This window comes from Roseibacillus persicicus (genome assembly GCF_014651675.1).
Taxonomy (GTDB): Bacteria; Verrucomicrobiota; Verrucomicrobiia; order Verrucomicrobiales; family Akkermansiaceae; genus Roseibacillus; species Roseibacillus persicicus.
In genome coordinates, this window is record NZ_BMXI01000001.1 from 220,689 (window position 1) to 237,156 (window position 16,468).

Here is a 16,468-nt window from a genome sequence, read left to right on the forward strand (position 1 = left end):
AATCTCCGGCGCTGACCGCACCTGCCGCGCCATATCCTAAACGTCGTCTTCGTCCTCCCCGAGTTTCCGCAATTTCTCGAGCTCCTTTTTCAAGACAGCGCCCACGCGGTGTTTTGCTAAATAGACCTGTGCCATGCTGACCCCAAGGTGCTTCTGGACTTTATCCGCCTCCCACTGCTTCACCACATAGTAGTCAAAGATTTGATATTGTTTGGGGGAAACCAGAGCTTTGGTGCGGGAAAGCGCGGCCTCGGCGAGATTTTGCTTCCACTCGACATCCCACATTCGTTCCAACAAATCGCCTTTCGGATCCTCGAAGCGATCGATGACGGCGGTCTTGCGCTCATCACCCCATTCGCCCATTGCCATGGCGGTATCCTTCTTACGCTTGCGAAATTGGTCGTTGATGCGCCAGCGGGTCATGTTCATCAACCAAGTTTTGAAGGACCCCTGCTCGGGATCGTAGAGATTCTTTTTACTCTGCTTGGCGATGGATAGGATGGTCTCCTGCACAGCGTCAAAGGCCTCCTCCGAGCGCAAGCCTGCCTTCAGAGCCACGGAATAAATCAGACGCCAGTAGGTCTTGTAGAACTCGTCCCACGTCTTCTGATCCTCCCAATTATCGAGACGCGCAATCAGACTCTTGCGCGTCTTTTCGTAGGCCGCCTCGATCTTCTTTTTGCGTGCCTTGGTATCCTCGGCGTCGACCTCGGGTTCGTCGGCGTCGTTGACCGCCGCCGTTTTCTTTTTCGCTCGTTTCGCCATTCTTAATTTACGTTAACATGTCTTCCCTCAATTGTCTTTCCCGATTCCGTCTGTAGTCAGACGGGGGATTCCGGAGAGAGATTCACCCGACCTTGCAAGGCCCCTATCCAACGGACCTCAGCTGCTGAATTTAGCAAAGAAGACCGTCACAATGCAAAATTCCACGGAGCCTCTTGCATTTTGAAAGCCTTTGACCCTTCGTCAAAAGTCAGGACTTCGGATGGATGCTGAATATCAGCAACTTAGGACGATGGCATCTCGTTTGCAAAGAGCTGGCACACCCCGGCATCGGGGATCTTGAAAACAGCAAAATGAAAAATACAACATACTCACTCCTTCTTTCGCTCGTGCCCTTCGCCGCCTACGCAGGTGAAACCGTCACCGTGGAACCCATGCCCCAGCCCACAGGCTCAGTCGTCGAATATTCCCCGCTTGACTGGTATGTCGGAGCTTCGGCCGGATTCCTCATCGATGCCGAGGAGGGCTTCTTTACAGGCCAAATCGGACGCGAAATCTACCAAGACGAGATGTTCACTCACTCGATTTTCCTAGAGGTGGGTTATTCCGACCTTGAGAATGACGGCAACGAGCTCGACCTCACCGATGCGTTCAACTTCAGCCCTGGCGATAGCTTCACAGGTGATGCCGACATTGAGGCAACCTTCATCCCCGTGACGCTGAACTACCGCCTCGACTACGATTTCACTCCTCGCCTGGGTCTCTACATTGGCGCAGGTGCCGGAGCGGCCTTTATTGATGTGGATGGCGAATTCCTCGATCCCGGCAACACCATCGACGAGGCCACTGGCGATAGCGAGGCCAGCTTCTTTGCCCAGGCTTTCGCTGGCTTGACCTACGACGTCACCGACAGCTTCGAGCTCTCTCTCGGAGCCCGCTACATGTGGATCGACGACTACTCAGTGACCTTGGCCAACGGCAACGAGGTCGATGTGGATGACAATGACGATGTCTCCATCGAGCTGGGAGGTCGCTTCAAGTTTTAATCTCTGCTGCGTTAGGCTGGAAAGCCGACCCCACCCAGACGAGTGCGGGTCGGCTTTCTTTTTCTTGGAACCGGAGGTTTTTCCATCATTCCCCCTTGCAAAGTCCCCACCGGCGAGCCATCGAACGGGTTCCTTTGTCGTCTAACACTCCAAATATTTACTTTTCCCGCTATCGTCTCAAATCCCGAGCCCACAGGCTCAACGCGGCGTCCCCCCGTCGTGAATTCGAAGGAGCGCTGATTCAAGTTGGCGAAGGATTTGCCTGCCTGCACCCCTGGCAGGAACTCGGTGACCCTTCCTTGGACAAATGTCTGGCGGATCTTCAAGGGAAAAGACGCTGGCCCATCGTACGTCGCGCCCTGCGCTGTGCCGAACTGGATGGCGCGGCCCGACTGAATGAGGACTGGATGTTCGAGGAAATGGAAGTCCCGCGCTCCCACTTCACCCTTCCCCTCCCCGATCGGGATCAAGTCGCTCTGGCGCTGGAAAACGGCTTCGACACCATCAAGCTGAAGGTTGGCCAGAACCTCGTGGCGGAAGGCCTGTTTCTACGCGAAGCGTCCGCCGATCACCCGACCCTCAGGTGGAGACTGGACGCCAACGAAAAGCCGACTCGCGAGGACATCCGGGACTTCCTCCTCTCTCTTCCAGAAGCTGCTCGCGACCAAATTGAGTTTATCGAAGACCCCTGTCCTTTTTCTGAAGAAGGCTGGCAGAAACTCCATCGCGAAACCCGGGTCCCGCTCGCCATCGACCGCGAGTCCGCCCCCAACCTCAGCACAGCCAAAAGCGCACAAGTCGTTATCCTCAAGCCAGCTCTCGACGAGCCTTGGCTTCTGGCTGAGTCCGCGGCCGGCAAAGGTCAGCGGGTGGTCGTCACCAGCTACATGGACCATCCCTTGGGACAGGCCTTCGCAGCCTGGGAAGCGGGCCGACTATCCCTCCAATTTCCGGGCCTCGTGGGGACCTGTGGTCTCCAGACCCACGGACTCTTCGAGCCGAACCCGTTCACCGAAGCCCTGGGCTCCGTAACACCCGAGTTTCATCCCGTAGCCTGGACGGGCTTGGGATTCGACGAATTGCTGGATACCCTTCTCTGGCAAAAGCTGTAGTCAAAGCACAGAGAGTCCCCGCTCCCCGCGATTCAGCAGAAAAATCGCCTGATTTTTCGCACTTCAATTCCTTTCCTGACTCCGTTTGGGAAGCACTCAGCACATTCTTGACTATTCGCAAGGATTCCTTCAAGGCTGGCTGCGATGAGCAAACCAACCCTCCTCGTTCTAGCTGCCGGCATGGGCTCCCGTTACGGTGGTCTCAAACAAATGGATCCCATGGGCCCCAATGGCGAAACCATCCTCGACTACTCGGTATTCGATGCCATTCGCGCGGGATTCGGCAAAGTTGTCTTCGTGATTCGCGAGGACTTCGCGGAAGCCTTCAAGGAGGGAGTTGGCGCCCGCTTCAGCGACCGCATCGAGATCGATTATGCCTTTCAAAAGCTCGATGACCTCCCCGCAGGTTTCAGCGTTCCAGACGACCGGGAGAAACCGTGGGGAACGGCGCACGCGGTCCGTGCCGCCCGCGACGTCATCAATGAGCCCTTCGCAGTCATCAATGCCGACGACTTTTATGGAGCCAACGCCTATCAGACCGCAGCCGATTTTCTCAATACTCTCGGCAACGAGTCCACCGACTACGCAATCGTTGGTTACTATTTAAAGAACACTCTCTCCGACCATGGTGGAGTCAATCGCGGCATCTGCACTGCTGATTCCAACGGGCTCCTCACCAATGTGGAAGAAGTCATCGACATATCCCGCAAAGAGAACGGAACCGTCAGCGGAACTGGTCTCGATCAGAACGAACGCGAAGTCTCGGAAGAAGACATCGTCTCCATGAACTTCTGGTGCTTCTCCCCCGCTTACTTCCAGCAAACCGAAGACCACTTCTCCGCCTTCCTCGCCGAACACCTCAATACACCCAAAAGCGAATGCTACATTCCAACGGTGGTTGACGACTTCGTCGACAAAGGCCAGGCCACCTGCAAGATCTTGCCCACCACCTCCAACTGGTTTGGCGTCACCTATCCCGACGACAAGCCTCTGGTCGTTGCAGCCGTGTCGGCTCTGATCGCCAATGGGGAATATCCTTCCCAGCTTTCCTAGAGTCCAATCTCTGAAACGAACTTGATTTCAAGTCACTCCACGCGCCCGTCAGTCGGGCGCGTGGAGCTTTTTTTAAGTCCTACGAATGTTCCCAATGCTCCGCAGGACAAATCCGCCAGGAATCCCGCTCAAGATTGGCGACGACGGCGTAAAGCCAAAAGCCCGAAGCTCATCGCCAATGTCGCGGTCGTCGTCGGCTCGGGCACAACTCCGGTGTAGAGTTGAAATTCCGATATCTGAAAAATATCATTAGGATTCTTCAAGTCAGTGAAAACGACTTTATAGATATCATAAGGATCCGCTCCAGCAATCGGCACCAATCCCCCTGAGGCCATACGCTCCTCGGGCAAGCTGAGTGAGTCGGCGGCAATCAAGGTCCAAGCCTCCTGATTCCCCAACGAATTGTCATCCGAGAGCATTGCCCCCAAGGCTCCGTAGATCTCAAACGCCGCCGGATCCCGTCCTGAGGCGTCATTCGCAGTCCACACCTCAAGTGCGGTCACTGTGGAACCTAGAATCGAGGGCTCGACGATGAAGCCGCTATTGATTCCCCCAAAGTTCAAATACTTGCTTACACCATCTCCATCCAAGAGGTTGCCGGGACTCTCTCCGCCAGGATAGCGACTGGAAGGAAAACCAGGCTGATCGATTGCCACCACCGGATTGGCAGGCGTAACAAAGGCGTTCCCGGTCGCATCGGGCCCGTCGTAGAATTGGATCTCACTAAACTGGATGGAATTTTGAGAAATGTCTTTCATGGTTGGAAAGACGATCTTGTAGCTACTGTAGGCCGACGAATTCGTAAGGTTCACCGCGGCACCTGCGGTATTGCGATCGGACGGAAGCGAAAGCGAACCAGTATCCAAGAGTGTCCAGCTTTCGGCCAGACCATCACTATTGTTCGCACTCGTGATGGCATCATTGGTACCATAGACTTGATAGCTGGTCGGATCCCTTCCCTCGGCGTCTCCCCCAGTGGTCACCGTGAGACTTTTCGCTATCGAGCTGCCTGTCGTCACGATCAGGCCCGTTCCTGTTCTTCCAAAGTTTAAGTACTTCGTACCAGGGTCCCCATCAATTGCGGCGGTCGGAGGCTCTCCTCCCGGGAAGTTGCTATCGTTTTCCGACGGATCGGTATCAATGGCAATGATGGAATCCCCCACACTGAGGAGCGGCGTTGCGGCAGGAACCACAAGAGTTGTTCCCGCCAATAAAGAGCTGAGGATTGAGAAATAAGTTACTTTCATATTTTGATTCTATTGGGTTTTGTTTTGGGTTTTGAAAAGCAGCCACCCCCCTGCGGCGGGATGGCTGTGATAGTTTGGAAAGACCGGGCAAAGATTACTCTTCTTCTACTCGAACGAACTTTTTCGAACCTGTCGGAACGAAAGAAACGGCACGACTAGTCGACGAACCATCGGACGTGATCCCCGATTGCAATATCTCCGTGAAGTCCGACAGATCAGAATCAGCCGCTACGATACGATAGCTCGCACCAGCTGAAGACGTCCAGGTCAGCGACACTGATTCCGATCCCGGCGTCAGGTCGAAGACGAAATCTTCGATGATGATCGGCCCTTTGAAGACCGGCTCTCCTTCCGCGTAGCACCAGCTGGTGACGTCATGAGCTTCGAAAAGGCCTCCCGTTCTAGCCGAGAATCCCACATAGGCTTTTCCGCTTTCGTCAACGGCTCCTATCCCCGCCAAATCAACCGCCAAATCGGTGATCACTGGTGTTTGATTGAGGTAAAGACCGAGCAATCCGGATGAGGTGTAACCGATCTGAACACGATAGGGAGTCGAAGCATTCTCTTGCGTGAGGTCCGTAATCCCGAGGCCTCCCAAGGTGGTCAGATCCGTTTGAGCCAGTATCTCTCCATTGGCCGTGACCCTCACAACTGCCGAGCTGGCTTCCCCCTCGTTTTGGAAGGAATCAAAGGTGATGTTAAGCGCATTCGATGGCAACCCTCCCTCACTGTTAGGGGCCAGGCTGGTCCCTTCGGGATTGTTTTGGATGATGAAGGCCATTCCATCAGCCCCCCCATTTCCTCCCGATGGGAAATGGAGGTCGAAGGTAGTATCAAACCCGATGGAAGTGCCGACCTTTTTCAAGAACCAGGCCGTTCCTCCCACACTCCCCGCGATAGGCGTAATCCTCAGTCGATCGAAGTCACCCGGATTGGGGACGTTGATCGAATCATTTACAATGTCCGCGCTTCCCAGAAGGAGAATCTCATCCCCCGCGATGTCGAAGTTCTCATAGCAAAGCTCGGTATTTTCGGGAGTGACCACGTTGATCGTGACCTGCGCTTCGCTCACCCCTCCATCTCCGGTCACGCTCAATGTGTAAGTCGTAGTCGCGGTTGGAGAGAGGGAGATAGAGTCAGACAATCCTACCGAAACCGAACCAGCGCCATCGTTCAAAGTCGCACTCGTCCCGAAGTCCGAAACCCAAGTCAAGCGCACCGGCTCCCCGCTAATCAGTTGCAGCGTATCTGCGATGAAGTAATCGATGTCAGGTTGAATATCCCCCAGAGAAGAGCCGTCCGGAATGGGAATAATCTGGGTCGGCGTTTGACGGGACAAGCCGTGGAAAAGAGCGAGGTCCTCACTCGGTTCGCTCCGGTTTTTGTCGACCAAATCGATCACGGTCCAAGTGACCCCATCAACACTACCATCCAACCTCCAAGCTACCGGGTCCCGATTGGCGAAGTCATTCGCCGTCGTCCATTGATAACCGTTGAACTCTTGCGGAGACTTGAAATCAAAAATGACGGGACGTTTGTTGAAGTCCAACCACTTCGTTCCGACATCTCCATCGATCAGTTGCGCCGGCCCCTCTGCCGCTGGATAGTTCCCTCCCGGATTACTTGCCTCCGTCCCCAACGCCGCCAAATCCAGAGGCGTTCCATCATCGTAGAAACTGAACTCTGACAATTGAATGCTGTTGGCGACACCATAATCAGGCAGAACTTCAGCCAAACGCAATGGAGAGAAACGAACGTAACGATACTCTGCCGTAACCTGCGGAACAGACCGAACAAATGATGTAGCCGTTGCAGGCTGATTCAACACGTTGTCTACCGTCAGGGTAAAAGTCGTGTCGGCATTCTGGGGTGGCAGGCTGGAAACCGTTCCGGAATCACCCGTCACTGCACCCACGCCATTATCAATTGCAAGAGTATCAGCAAAAGCTGTGACCCATGAGAGATCCACATTGGTGCCATCTGCCACAATCCTGGGACTAGCGATAAAATTGCCGATGCTGGCTCCGCCGATGGAAACCGTGGAAGGTAGCGGCAATTCATCAGATGCCGTCTGCCGTTGGTCAGGAAGCAGATAGTTGAAATCAACCAAGGGGTCTGAGGCCAAGTTTACAATCGCATCAATCAACACCCAGCTAGTCTGGTCATCACTGGCTTCCAGTAGCCATGCCGTCGGATCGCGCTCAAGAGCATCGTTCCCGGTAACAAGTCGATACCCATTAATTTTCGTAGGAGCTCCAAAATCAAAAATTACGTTCGACTTGTTAAAGTCCAGCCACTTGTTCGTAAAATCGCCATCAATCAGATTTTCAGGTCCCTGCTCCGCCGGAGTATTCCCCCCCGGGTTAGTGGCCGAGACGGGAATAACCGGTGTACCATCGAACAAGAACTCAAACTCAGTCAATTGAATACTATTCGCGGTATTATATCCGGGCAAATCCTCCCGCAGCCGGATGGGAGTGAACCGCACATAGCGATACGTTCGCTCCGTCTGGGTCACGTTGCGTATCACGGTGGATGCGGTGCTGGTTCCATTGCTGTTCGTTGCGGTCATTGTATAGACCGTATCGGTGTCGGCGGGCGGAGTGACGTAGAGAACGTCGGATTCCAACTCGGTGAGTTCCCCCACGTCGGGTTGCACATTGATGCTGGTTGCGCCCTCCACATCATAGTCAATCTCTCCCTCCTGACCGTCCCACACAATCTGATAGAATCGCTCAAACTGATAGATTCGAGGTGGATTGCTAAAGAGAAACTCATAGTCGAATACCTTCCGCAGAGTCGTGGTCGGATTGTCGAGCTGTTCGTGAATGAGAGTCCAACTGGAGTTATCGTTACTCCCCTCAAGGGTCCAACTCACGGGATCGCGTTCAGTGGCATCGTTGGCCGTGGCGAAACGATAACCATCAGCCGTCACTGGCGCGCCAAAATCCAGAACCAATGGCGCTTTCGCAAAGTCCAGCCACTTGGTATTCACATCGCCATCGACAGCGCTCGCGGGTGGCTCTCCCGCGGGACTATTCCCTCCCGGATTAGTGGCGACTGCTCCCGCTAGCGCTTCCCCTTCGAAGCGCATTTCAAACTCTGAGAGCTGAATGCTATTTTCGCTTCCTCCTCCTCGCAAGGCGGTCTGGGTAAATCGAAAATACTGATAAGTTTCCGTTGCCGCGCTAGCAGTCCCCGCAAGGAGCGAAAGACCGATAGAAACAACTGCGCAGGATGCAAAGTTTCTAATTTTTTTGATTCTCATGGTTTTGAATTTTTAAGCTCATCCCCAGAGATCGCTGAGGATTACCAGTGGCAGGAATTGCATAAAATCCCTCCCTTCCTCCACCCCCCGTAAAGGGGGGCCGCCCCCTCTTTACGCAAAGCGGGAAGTTTCCCATAATTCCGCGTTAGGCCTCCCCACAACGTCCGGCGTTCTAGCGCTTCTTTCCAGACTAGGGAAGAAAATGGCACTCCACCCATACTCCGATGCCCAACCGAATTACTACTTTTTGCCTCGCCTGCCTTGGATTGCTTTGCTGCTCAGTCAGCGCCGACGTCACATTTCAATACTACCGATTTGTTCCCCTTCAGCTTCGCGACAATGGAGTGAGCATGGTCCAACTGGCGGACTTCACCTTCTATTCTGAAGATGGACCTTTGGAAGAAACTCCCTTGGTCACCAACCCCGGAGGCAACAATCCCGACAACGAACGACCGGCGAACCTAACCGATTTCGACTCGGGAACCAAATGGCTCGACTTCAATCGGCAAGCCCTGATTTTTCATTTTCCCGCACCGGTCACCATTGACCATTTCGGCTTCACCACGGCCAACGATGCCGCAAGTCGTGATCCTGTTCGCTGGCTCCTCGAAGGAAGCTTGAACGGAGAGACCTGGACTTTGCTGGATGATCGCAGTGGAAGCTCTGAGATTTACTCAACGGACCGCTATGCAAGCCATGAATGGAATTTGAACCAGGTCAGCGATATCCCTTCGTCCACCCTCACTCTCTCCACGGCGACAATTTCCTCACCAAACGCCCTGAACATCGCTACCGGAACGACAGCCACAATCCATTGGACCACCGGAGATGCCACTACGGTCGTCCTAAGTTCCCAAAACGAAACGCTCGCCAACAGCTTGAACGGCAGCCTGTCAGTCTCTCCAACAACCACAACCTCCTACACTCTCTCCGCCAGTTCGGAAGCCGGCACCACAATCCGAACCGTCACTCTCTACGTGAACGAGACCGAGCTGAACCCAATGATCAACGAGTTCCTCTCAGCCCCATCTTCTGACAAAGGCCTATTGGATGAAGATGGCGAGCCCTCCGATTGGATCGAGATCTACAACCCGAATCCATTTGCTCTTTCTCTCAATGGATTCTCCCTAACAGACGACCCTTCACTCTCCTCAATCTGGCCGTTTCCCACCGAGGCAATCATCCAACCCGAAGAGCATCTTTTGGTTTTTGCCTCTTCAAAGAACCGGTCAATTTCCGGCGAAGAATGGCACACCTCCTTCAAGCTTGCAAAGGAAGGCGAGTATCTTGCCCTCATTGAATCGGGAAATCTCGTCCTCCAAGACTTCGCACCCTATCCTCCGATGTTTGAGGATGCTTCCTATGGCGCACGACTGCCATCCGAAGGACTTGGTTTCGACCACTTCACGACCCCCACTCCACGGGCCCAGAACGACTCCCCACCTGGAGCCCCCGGCGCATTGGTAGAGTTTCTGGTTCCACCGGGAACCTTTGCCAGTTCCACTCAGGTTTCCCTTCAGACAAGTTCGCCACTTGCCGAGATCCGCTACACCACCGATGGCCGAATCCCAACCCAGCTCTCATCTCTCTATACCGGCCCCTTCACCCTAACAGAATCCACTTTGGTCAAAGCCCGCACCTTCGAAACCGGACGAGCTCCGGGGAAGGTCAATGCCGAGTCCTTTCTCAAACTCAGTTCAAACCTCACGGAATTCACCTCGGATCTGCCAGTAGTGATTTTGGAAAACTTCAACGCGGGAGCCGTCCCAAGCTCCGCCAGTTTGCAAGCCACTCAGTTCAGCCTCTTCGAACCTGATGAGACGACCGGCCGCACAAACCTCACCTCCGTACCAATCGAGTCCCACCTCTGCGGAATCAAACGGCGGGGTTCTTCCACGCTGAATAATCCGAAGGGAAACTATCGCGTCGAGATCTGGAAAGACGGGTCGGAGGACGAGAAGGACGTCAGGCTACTCGGCCTTTCCAGCCACGATGAGTGGATTCTCTACGCGCCCTACAACTATGACCGAACGTTGATCCGAAATGCCTTACTCTTCGGACTCAGCAACGAGATTGGAGCTTGGGCACCCGGCACCCGATTCTGCGAAGTGTATCTCAACACCGATGGAGGAGAACTGTTAGAGAGCGACTATCAGGGAGTCTACGTTCTGATGGAGCGCATCAGCAGGAATCGTGAACGAGTGGACATTGAGAAACTGAATCCTTCCGACAATGACGGTGATGAAGTGACCGGAGGTTATATCCTCAGCATTGATCGGCGTGACCCCGAGGACCTGGGCTTTCGCAGCTCCCGGGGCCATCCCTTCGATCCTCCCAACGCGAATCCGCAACCCTATTTCAACCACGTCTATCCCAAGGAGCAGAATCTCACTCCTTCTCAGGCAAGCTACATTCGGGGCTACCTTGATGATTTGGAAAATGTGCTGTATGGGCCCGACTTTCAAGACCCCACCACCGGATATCGGGCTTGGCTGGACGCTGCCGCATCAATCGACCACCACATTATGGTCGCCTTTAGCAAAGATCCCGACGGCTTGCGACTGAGCACCTACCTGACCAAGCCACGTGGCGAGAAAATCGCCTTCGGCCCCATCTGGGATTTCGACCGCAGCATGGGGCCCGATGACGACAACCGCGCGGCCGATCCCGTCGGTTGGCAAGGAGCCTTCGAGACGACGGAGTTCTTTGAATATGATTATTGGGGACGGTTGTTCCAGGACCCCGACTTCATGCAAGACTGGATTGACCGGTGGCAGGAGTTGCGCCGCGACGAGTTCTCAGCTCTCTCTCTGACAAGCCGCATCAATTCCCTGGCGAACTCTCTCAGTGAATCTCAGATCCGCAACGCCCAACGCTGGCCGACAGCGGCCCCCAATGGCGGCCATCTCTCCCCATTCTCGGGCTACACGGGCGAGGTCGATCATCTCAAGAATTGGGTTCAGCAAAGAGCAGACTGGATCGACTCCCTGTTCACCTCCCCTCCCAGTGTTCCCGCTGGAGGTCAGGTCACGGCCGGTTCTCTGGTTCACTTGGGCTCGACGGTCGGCACCACCTATTTCACCCTCGACGGAACAGATCCACGACTCCCCGGCGGTCAAGTCAGGCCCGGAGCCTTTGCAATTTCTTCATCCGGCGAGGTTCAAACAAGCTTCTTCACCCAAAATAATGCTCAGGTCCAAGTGCTCCGCCCAACTTCCCCCTCCCCGGGCCCAAGCTCATGGACTCAAGTTGACTTCGACTCCTCCTCGTGGATGAGCGGACAATTTGGAGTAGGATACGAGTCGTCGGGGGCCGGCACCTACACTCCACATCTTTCCACTATTGTTCACAGTGGAAACGGGGCTCCCACCAGCATCTACCTCCGCGTTCCTTTTGTCGCTGAAGAGCGCTCCTATACCTCGCTGACTCTGCGGATGAAGTATGATGATGGCTTTGTAGCCTACCTCAATGGCACCCCCGTGCTATCGCGCAATGCTTCTGTCTCTCCGAGCTGGAATGCCGCTGCAACGACTTCCCACGACGATTCGCTGGCGATCAACTTCATCGACTTCGACCTCAGCGCTTATGCGAACCTCTTGTTAGATGGAGAGAATATTCTCGCCATCCACGCGCTCAATGACGGCACGCCGAATTCCAACAACACGGGTAGCACAAGTTCAGACATGCTCATCTCAGCCGAACTCTTGGGAACCTACGCTCAGTCCACGAGCGAAGAGATCATCATCGACGACACTACCACCATTGTAGCCCGTAATCTCATCGATGGAAACTGGAGCGGAGATGTCACTTCGACCTTTGTGGTGGGCATGCCGGCCAGCTCGACCAATCTGGTGGTCTCGGAGATTATGTATCATCCCGCGAACCCAACCCATGAGGAGGAGTTGGCGGGATTCACTGACGATAGCGAGTTCGAGTTTCTCGAGCTTCGCAATGTTTCCACCGACACCATCGATCTGAGTGGTCTTGTGATTAGCGAGTGCTTCGACTTCGATTTCGCAGGTTCAGAAATCGTCCTACTCGCCCCCGGCGACTGCATTCTCGTCGTTCGCAATCGGGCGGCTTTCGAGCTTCGCTACGGAACGGGGTTTCCCATCGCAGGGACTTGGGGAGACTCCTCACAAGCCTCTGGCGGTTCAAAACTTTCCAACGGAGGGGAAAGAATTGTTCTCACCGCAACCAACTCGACTTTAGTCCAAGACTTTAGCTACCACGATCAATCCCCGTGGCCCGTTGCACCCGATGGAGAGGGCTCATCCCTTGAGCTAACATCCCCTTTCACACTCCCCGACCACAGCCAAGCCAACAATTGGCGAGCGAGCGCTCCCGGAGGCACTCCCGGCTCGGGCGAAAGCGTCTTTCAAGTTTGGACTGCAACCCACTTTTCCCCTGAGCAACTGAACGATGCTTCCACTTCGGGCCCCACTGCTGATCCCGATGGCGATGGCTTGGCGAATTGCATCGAACTCGCTTTGGGTGGCAATCCACTTGTTCCCTCTCCCGAACTTCTCCCCTCACACGCAATAGAAGAAATCGCGGTGGCTGACGAAACTCAACCATACCTCACCATCACCTTCACACGGGATCCATCTGTTCCAGGAGTTCTCATCCAGCCCGAGTTCGGCTCCGACCTTCGACTTTGGCCGGACGCCGGAGTTCTTGTTTCAACAACCGTTCACTCCGCAAAAAGTGAAACCGTGACCTATCGGACACCACACCCCGTCTCCAACGAGCAGCAACAGTTTGCCCGCGTCAGGGTAAGCCATTTTTTCTAACAGAATCCTAAAATCTAATAACTATCAATCTGCTCTCTCAACTACAGGGGCGGAAAGAAACCCTCGCACCAGGATTTCAGACTCGTCATCTCGGTTTCCCTCCGACAGCTTTGCGTCCATGCGAACGACGGAGATCCTACGCGATGGCTTGGCCTACCCTTTTCGTGAGAACGGAAGGATGATTCTGATTTGGGGTGCCATTCTGGGGGTTGCCTCGGACCTCGCTTCCATCCTACCAGTTATCGGGCTCATCGCCTGGCTCGTTTTGGCCGGATTCTTTTGCTCCACCTTTTTCGAAATCATGGTGTCCAGCGCCAGTGGCTCCGACGACTGTCCGGGCTTCCCCAATCTTTCCGACCTTTTGGAAGATTTGATTCTGCCCTTCATCAAGGTCGTGGCGGTCGCTCTCTTCAGCTTTGCCCCCGCCCTCATCTTCGCCTTCACCGCAGACGGAGGGGCTGCGACCTACGTCCTTCTGATGGCTCTAGTGGGGGTCGGCATCGTCTACTTTCCCATGGCCATTCTCGGGGTGGGTATTCTGGGCACCTTCCGAGCACTCAGCCCGCTCATTGTGGTTCCTTCCATCTTCAAGGCTGGCGGCCTGTATTGGGTCATCGTGGGAATCCTGTTTGCCGTCTACGTTTTGCAAAGCTTCCTCCTCGCTCTTGTGGGTGAAATCTTCATCGTTGGAGCCCTGGTGGCTGCCTTCGTGAGCATGCTGGCCCTGATGATCAACGGTCGCTTGCTTGGCCTTCTCTATCGCAATAAAGAAGACGAATTGGAGTGGATTTGAGCCCAATTCGACGATCCCGTCACAGCACAATGACGGCTCGACAGGACAAGGGCGAGGCTCCATCGTATCGGGACGAATGGCAGAGACTCTCGACAAGCGATTTATGGACTTTGTGCTCTTTCAGGCACAGAATGCGGGGCTTTTCTTAGGAAAAATTCCGAATCCAGCAACTGGACAAACCGGCATCAATATCCGGGCTGCCCAGAGCGTGCTGGATTCCTTGGAAATGTTGCAAGACAAGACCAAGGGCAATCTGGTGAAGGAGGAGAAGGATTTCCTCGATAAGGCCGTCTCGAATATCGAGACCCTATTGGTCGCAGCGGAAAAAGGAGAACTCGGCAACGACGAAGAAGAATGAACACTTTCCAAATCCAAGACGTGACCCTCGGAGGCGACGACCTCTTTTTTATCCTCGGGCCCTGTGCCATTGAATCAGAGGAATTTACCTGGCAGATGGCGCGCGACATCAAGGTCATCGCCGACCGCCTGGGCATCCCTTTCTTCTTTAAAGCGTCTTACGACAAAGCCAACCGCACCGCCGCCGATTCCTATCGCGGACCAGGCGCCAAGGCGGGCAGCGCTCTCTTGGGAGCAATCGGGAAAGAGCTCGGGGTCCCCGTGACGACCGATATCCACACTCCCGAAGATGCCGAAATTGCGGCCGAGCACGTCGACTTTCTCCAAATCCCCGCCTTCCTCTGTCGCCAGACCGATCTGCTGGAAGCGGCGGCAAAAACCGGACGCGGAGTGAACATCAAGAAGGGCCAATTCCTCGCCCCCTGGGACTGCAAAAACATCGTGGAAAAGATGCGCCACTTTGGCTGCGAGAAGTTCACCCTGACCGAGCGCGGAACGACCTTCGGCTACAACAACCTGGTGACCGACATGCGCTCCCTCTATTGGATGCGACAGGAAGGGGTGCCCGTCATCTTCGACGCCACCCACTCCGTCCAACGTCCCGGCGGCGATGGGAAGACCACTGGCGGTGACGGCGAGCTCGCGCCTGTTCTCGCCCGCGCCGCGGTAGCAACTGGAGTCGATGGCATCTTCATGGAGACCCACGCAGACCCACCCAACGCTTTCTCCGACGGACCGAACCAAGTCCCCTTGGACCAGCTGGAAAAAGTCCTGACCTCGCTCGTTGCGATCCAGAATGCCCTGAAACCTTGAAACTGCGTTCTCTAGCTCTTCTTGCGATATCCGCAGCGTCCGCAGCGGATCTATCCCCGACTCTGGAGGTGCTCCCACTCAATAGCACCCTCAGCGATGTCACCATCCCCCGGTTCGATGAGAACAGTAACCGGGTCGCCTATTTGAAGGCAGACTTGATGGAGATTCTTGCCGACGGCCCCCCCGTCAATGACCACCAGCCCATTATGGTGGACTGCACGGGCATTAAGCTCCGGATGGAAACTGACCAAGTCGGCGGCAGCATCGCAGTCGATATGGAACGTGCCCGATACCGTATGACGCCGGGGGTCCTCACCGTGCAGGAAAAGATCACCGCTACCAGCCCTCAGTTTCACCTCAAGGGCAACGGAGGTGTCTTTCACCTCGATACTCAACGTGGATTCCTCTTCGGTCCCGTCGAATGCCTCATCTTTCCGGAAGCCAAACTTGAAGCCTCTACCATGAATTCAGCCCCATTCGCCCTCTTGGCCGCGACTCAACTCATTGCCGCAGAACCCATCATCAATCCGCCCACCCAGGAAGAATTGCTTCGGATTGAAAAGCTCGCCCTCCCCACCCAGCCAAAGGTGACGGCCGACGAACTAAAGACCTCCCAAAGCATCACTGAGATTGAACAGGAGTCCAAGGCCGCGGATGGAAAGTTCACAGACTTCGCGGAAAAGGTTGAGTCCAAGTCCCTCAATCTCCTGATTCAAAACCCTCCCCAAGGCAATGCGGCCAAGGCAGCCAAGCCTCCCCTCCCCAACCCGGACCTCACGATCAACTGCGATGGGGGCTGCTTCTTCGACGGGAACGAAAACCTCCTCGTTCTCCTTCGCAATGTCATCGTCAAAGAAGAACGGTTTACTCTCACCGCGAACAAGGAAATCAAAGTCTTCTTCATTGTCGCTCCCGAAGAAGAAGCTAAGGAAGGGGAAGATAAGAAAGACCCCTCCCTGAACATCACCGATATCAAGAGCCTGGTTGCAACAGGTGGCGTTAACTTCAGCGGAGTGGACAAGAATGGGAACCCCGTGGAGGCCTCCGCTGCGACCGCCTTCTACGACGACAAGCTCAAGACGCTGATCCTAAAAGACGGAAAGCCAACCTTCTGGTTCAAAAAGGAAAAGCTCGAAGTGCAGCTCCAAGCCGAGGATGATACCGCTTTCGTCCGAATTGAATTCTCTGACGACGGCCTCAAAGCCTCGACCTCCGAAACTGGCTGGAAAGCGGGTGCCATTGGGCTTCCTAATAAGAGATAGC

General features: G+C 54.8%; 11 protein-coding genes. 8 read left to right on the plus strand and 3 right to left on the minus strand.

The genetic code is table 11. The annotated features are described in order from the left end of the window. Positions 1-36: 36 nt before the first annotated feature. A complete protein-coding gene (locus IE099_RS00835) occupies positions 37-765 on the minus strand; it encodes a sigma-70 family RNA polymerase sigma factor (RefSeq protein WP_189566433.1) in 729 nt (242 codons plus the stop codon). 311 nt (positions 766-1,076) lie between these two features. Between IE099_RS00835 and IE099_RS00840 the strand changes: the two genes are divergently transcribed. From IE099_RS00840 to IE099_RS00850, 3 genes are all read left to right on the plus strand, one after another. Further along, positions 1,077-1,769, plus strand: a complete 693-nt coding sequence (locus IE099_RS00840) for an outer membrane protein (RefSeq protein WP_189566434.1) — start codon at positions 1,077-1,079, stop codon at positions 1,767-1,769. Between the two features lie 95 nt (positions 1,770-1,864). Continuing rightward, positions 1,865-2,881 (plus strand): enolase C-terminal domain-like protein, encoded by a 1,017-nt coding sequence (locus tag IE099_RS00845; RefSeq protein ID WP_189566435.1) that lies wholly within the window; start codon positions 1,865-1,867, stop codon positions 2,879-2,881. Between the two features lie 144 nt (positions 2,882-3,025). Beyond that, complete coding sequence (locus IE099_RS00850; RefSeq protein ID WP_189566436.1) at positions 3,026-3,934, plus strand: nucleotidyltransferase family protein; 909 nt, start codon at positions 3,026-3,028, stop codon at positions 3,932-3,934. A gap of 128 nt (positions 3,935-4,062) precedes the next feature. Here IE099_RS00850 and IE099_RS00855 read toward each other — a convergent pair whose 3' ends face one another. Both IE099_RS00855 and IE099_RS00860 read right to left on the minus strand, forming a co-directional pair. Further along, positions 4,063-5,181 (minus strand): PEP-CTERM sorting domain-containing protein, encoded by a 1,119-nt coding sequence (locus tag IE099_RS00855; RefSeq protein ID WP_189566438.1) that lies wholly within the window; start codon positions 5,179-5,181, stop codon positions 4,063-4,065. A gap of 94 nt (positions 5,182-5,275) precedes the next feature. After that, complete coding sequence (locus IE099_RS00860) at positions 5,276-8,449, minus strand: discoidin domain-containing protein (protein WP_189566440.1); 3,174 nt, start codon at positions 8,447-8,449, stop codon at positions 5,276-5,278. Between the two features lie 224 nt (positions 8,450-8,673). Here IE099_RS00860 and IE099_RS00865 point away from each other — a divergent pair, with 224 nt between their 5' ends. The 5 genes from IE099_RS00865 to IE099_RS00885 all read left to right on the plus strand — a co-directional run bounded on the left by IE099_RS00865 (position 8,674) and on the right by IE099_RS00885 (position 16,467). Continuing rightward, positions 8,674-13,242, plus strand: a complete 4,569-nt coding sequence (locus IE099_RS00865) for a CotH kinase family protein (protein WP_189566442.1) — start codon at positions 8,674-8,676, stop codon at positions 13,240-13,242. Between the two features lie 118 nt (positions 13,243-13,360). Next, positions 13,361-14,035 carry a hypothetical protein gene (locus IE099_RS00870; protein WP_189566444.1) on the plus strand — a complete coding sequence of 225 codons (675 nt, stop codon included), beginning with the start codon at positions 13,361-13,363 and terminating at the stop codon, positions 14,033-14,035. A 76-nt stretch (positions 14,036-14,111) separates the two neighbouring features. Continuing rightward, the gene (locus IE099_RS00875; protein WP_189566446.1) at positions 14,112-14,393 is read left to right on the plus strand and encodes a DUF1844 domain-containing protein; all 282 of its coding nucleotides are present in this window, start codon (positions 14,112-14,114) and stop codon (positions 14,391-14,393) included. Further along, a complete protein-coding gene (gene kdsA / locus IE099_RS00880) occupies positions 14,390-15,205 on the plus strand; it encodes a 3-deoxy-8-phosphooctulonate synthase (protein ID WP_189566448.1) in 816 nt (271 codons plus the stop codon). Before IE099_RS00875 ends, kdsA begins: the two co-directional genes overlap by 4 nt. Continuing rightward, positions 15,202-16,467, plus strand: a complete 1,266-nt coding sequence (locus tag IE099_RS00885; RefSeq protein ID WP_189566450.1) for a hypothetical protein — start codon at positions 15,202-15,204, stop codon at positions 16,465-16,467. The genes kdsA and IE099_RS00885 overlap by 4 nt, the downstream gene beginning before the upstream one ends. The last annotated feature ends 1 nt before the right edge of the window (position 16,468 follow it).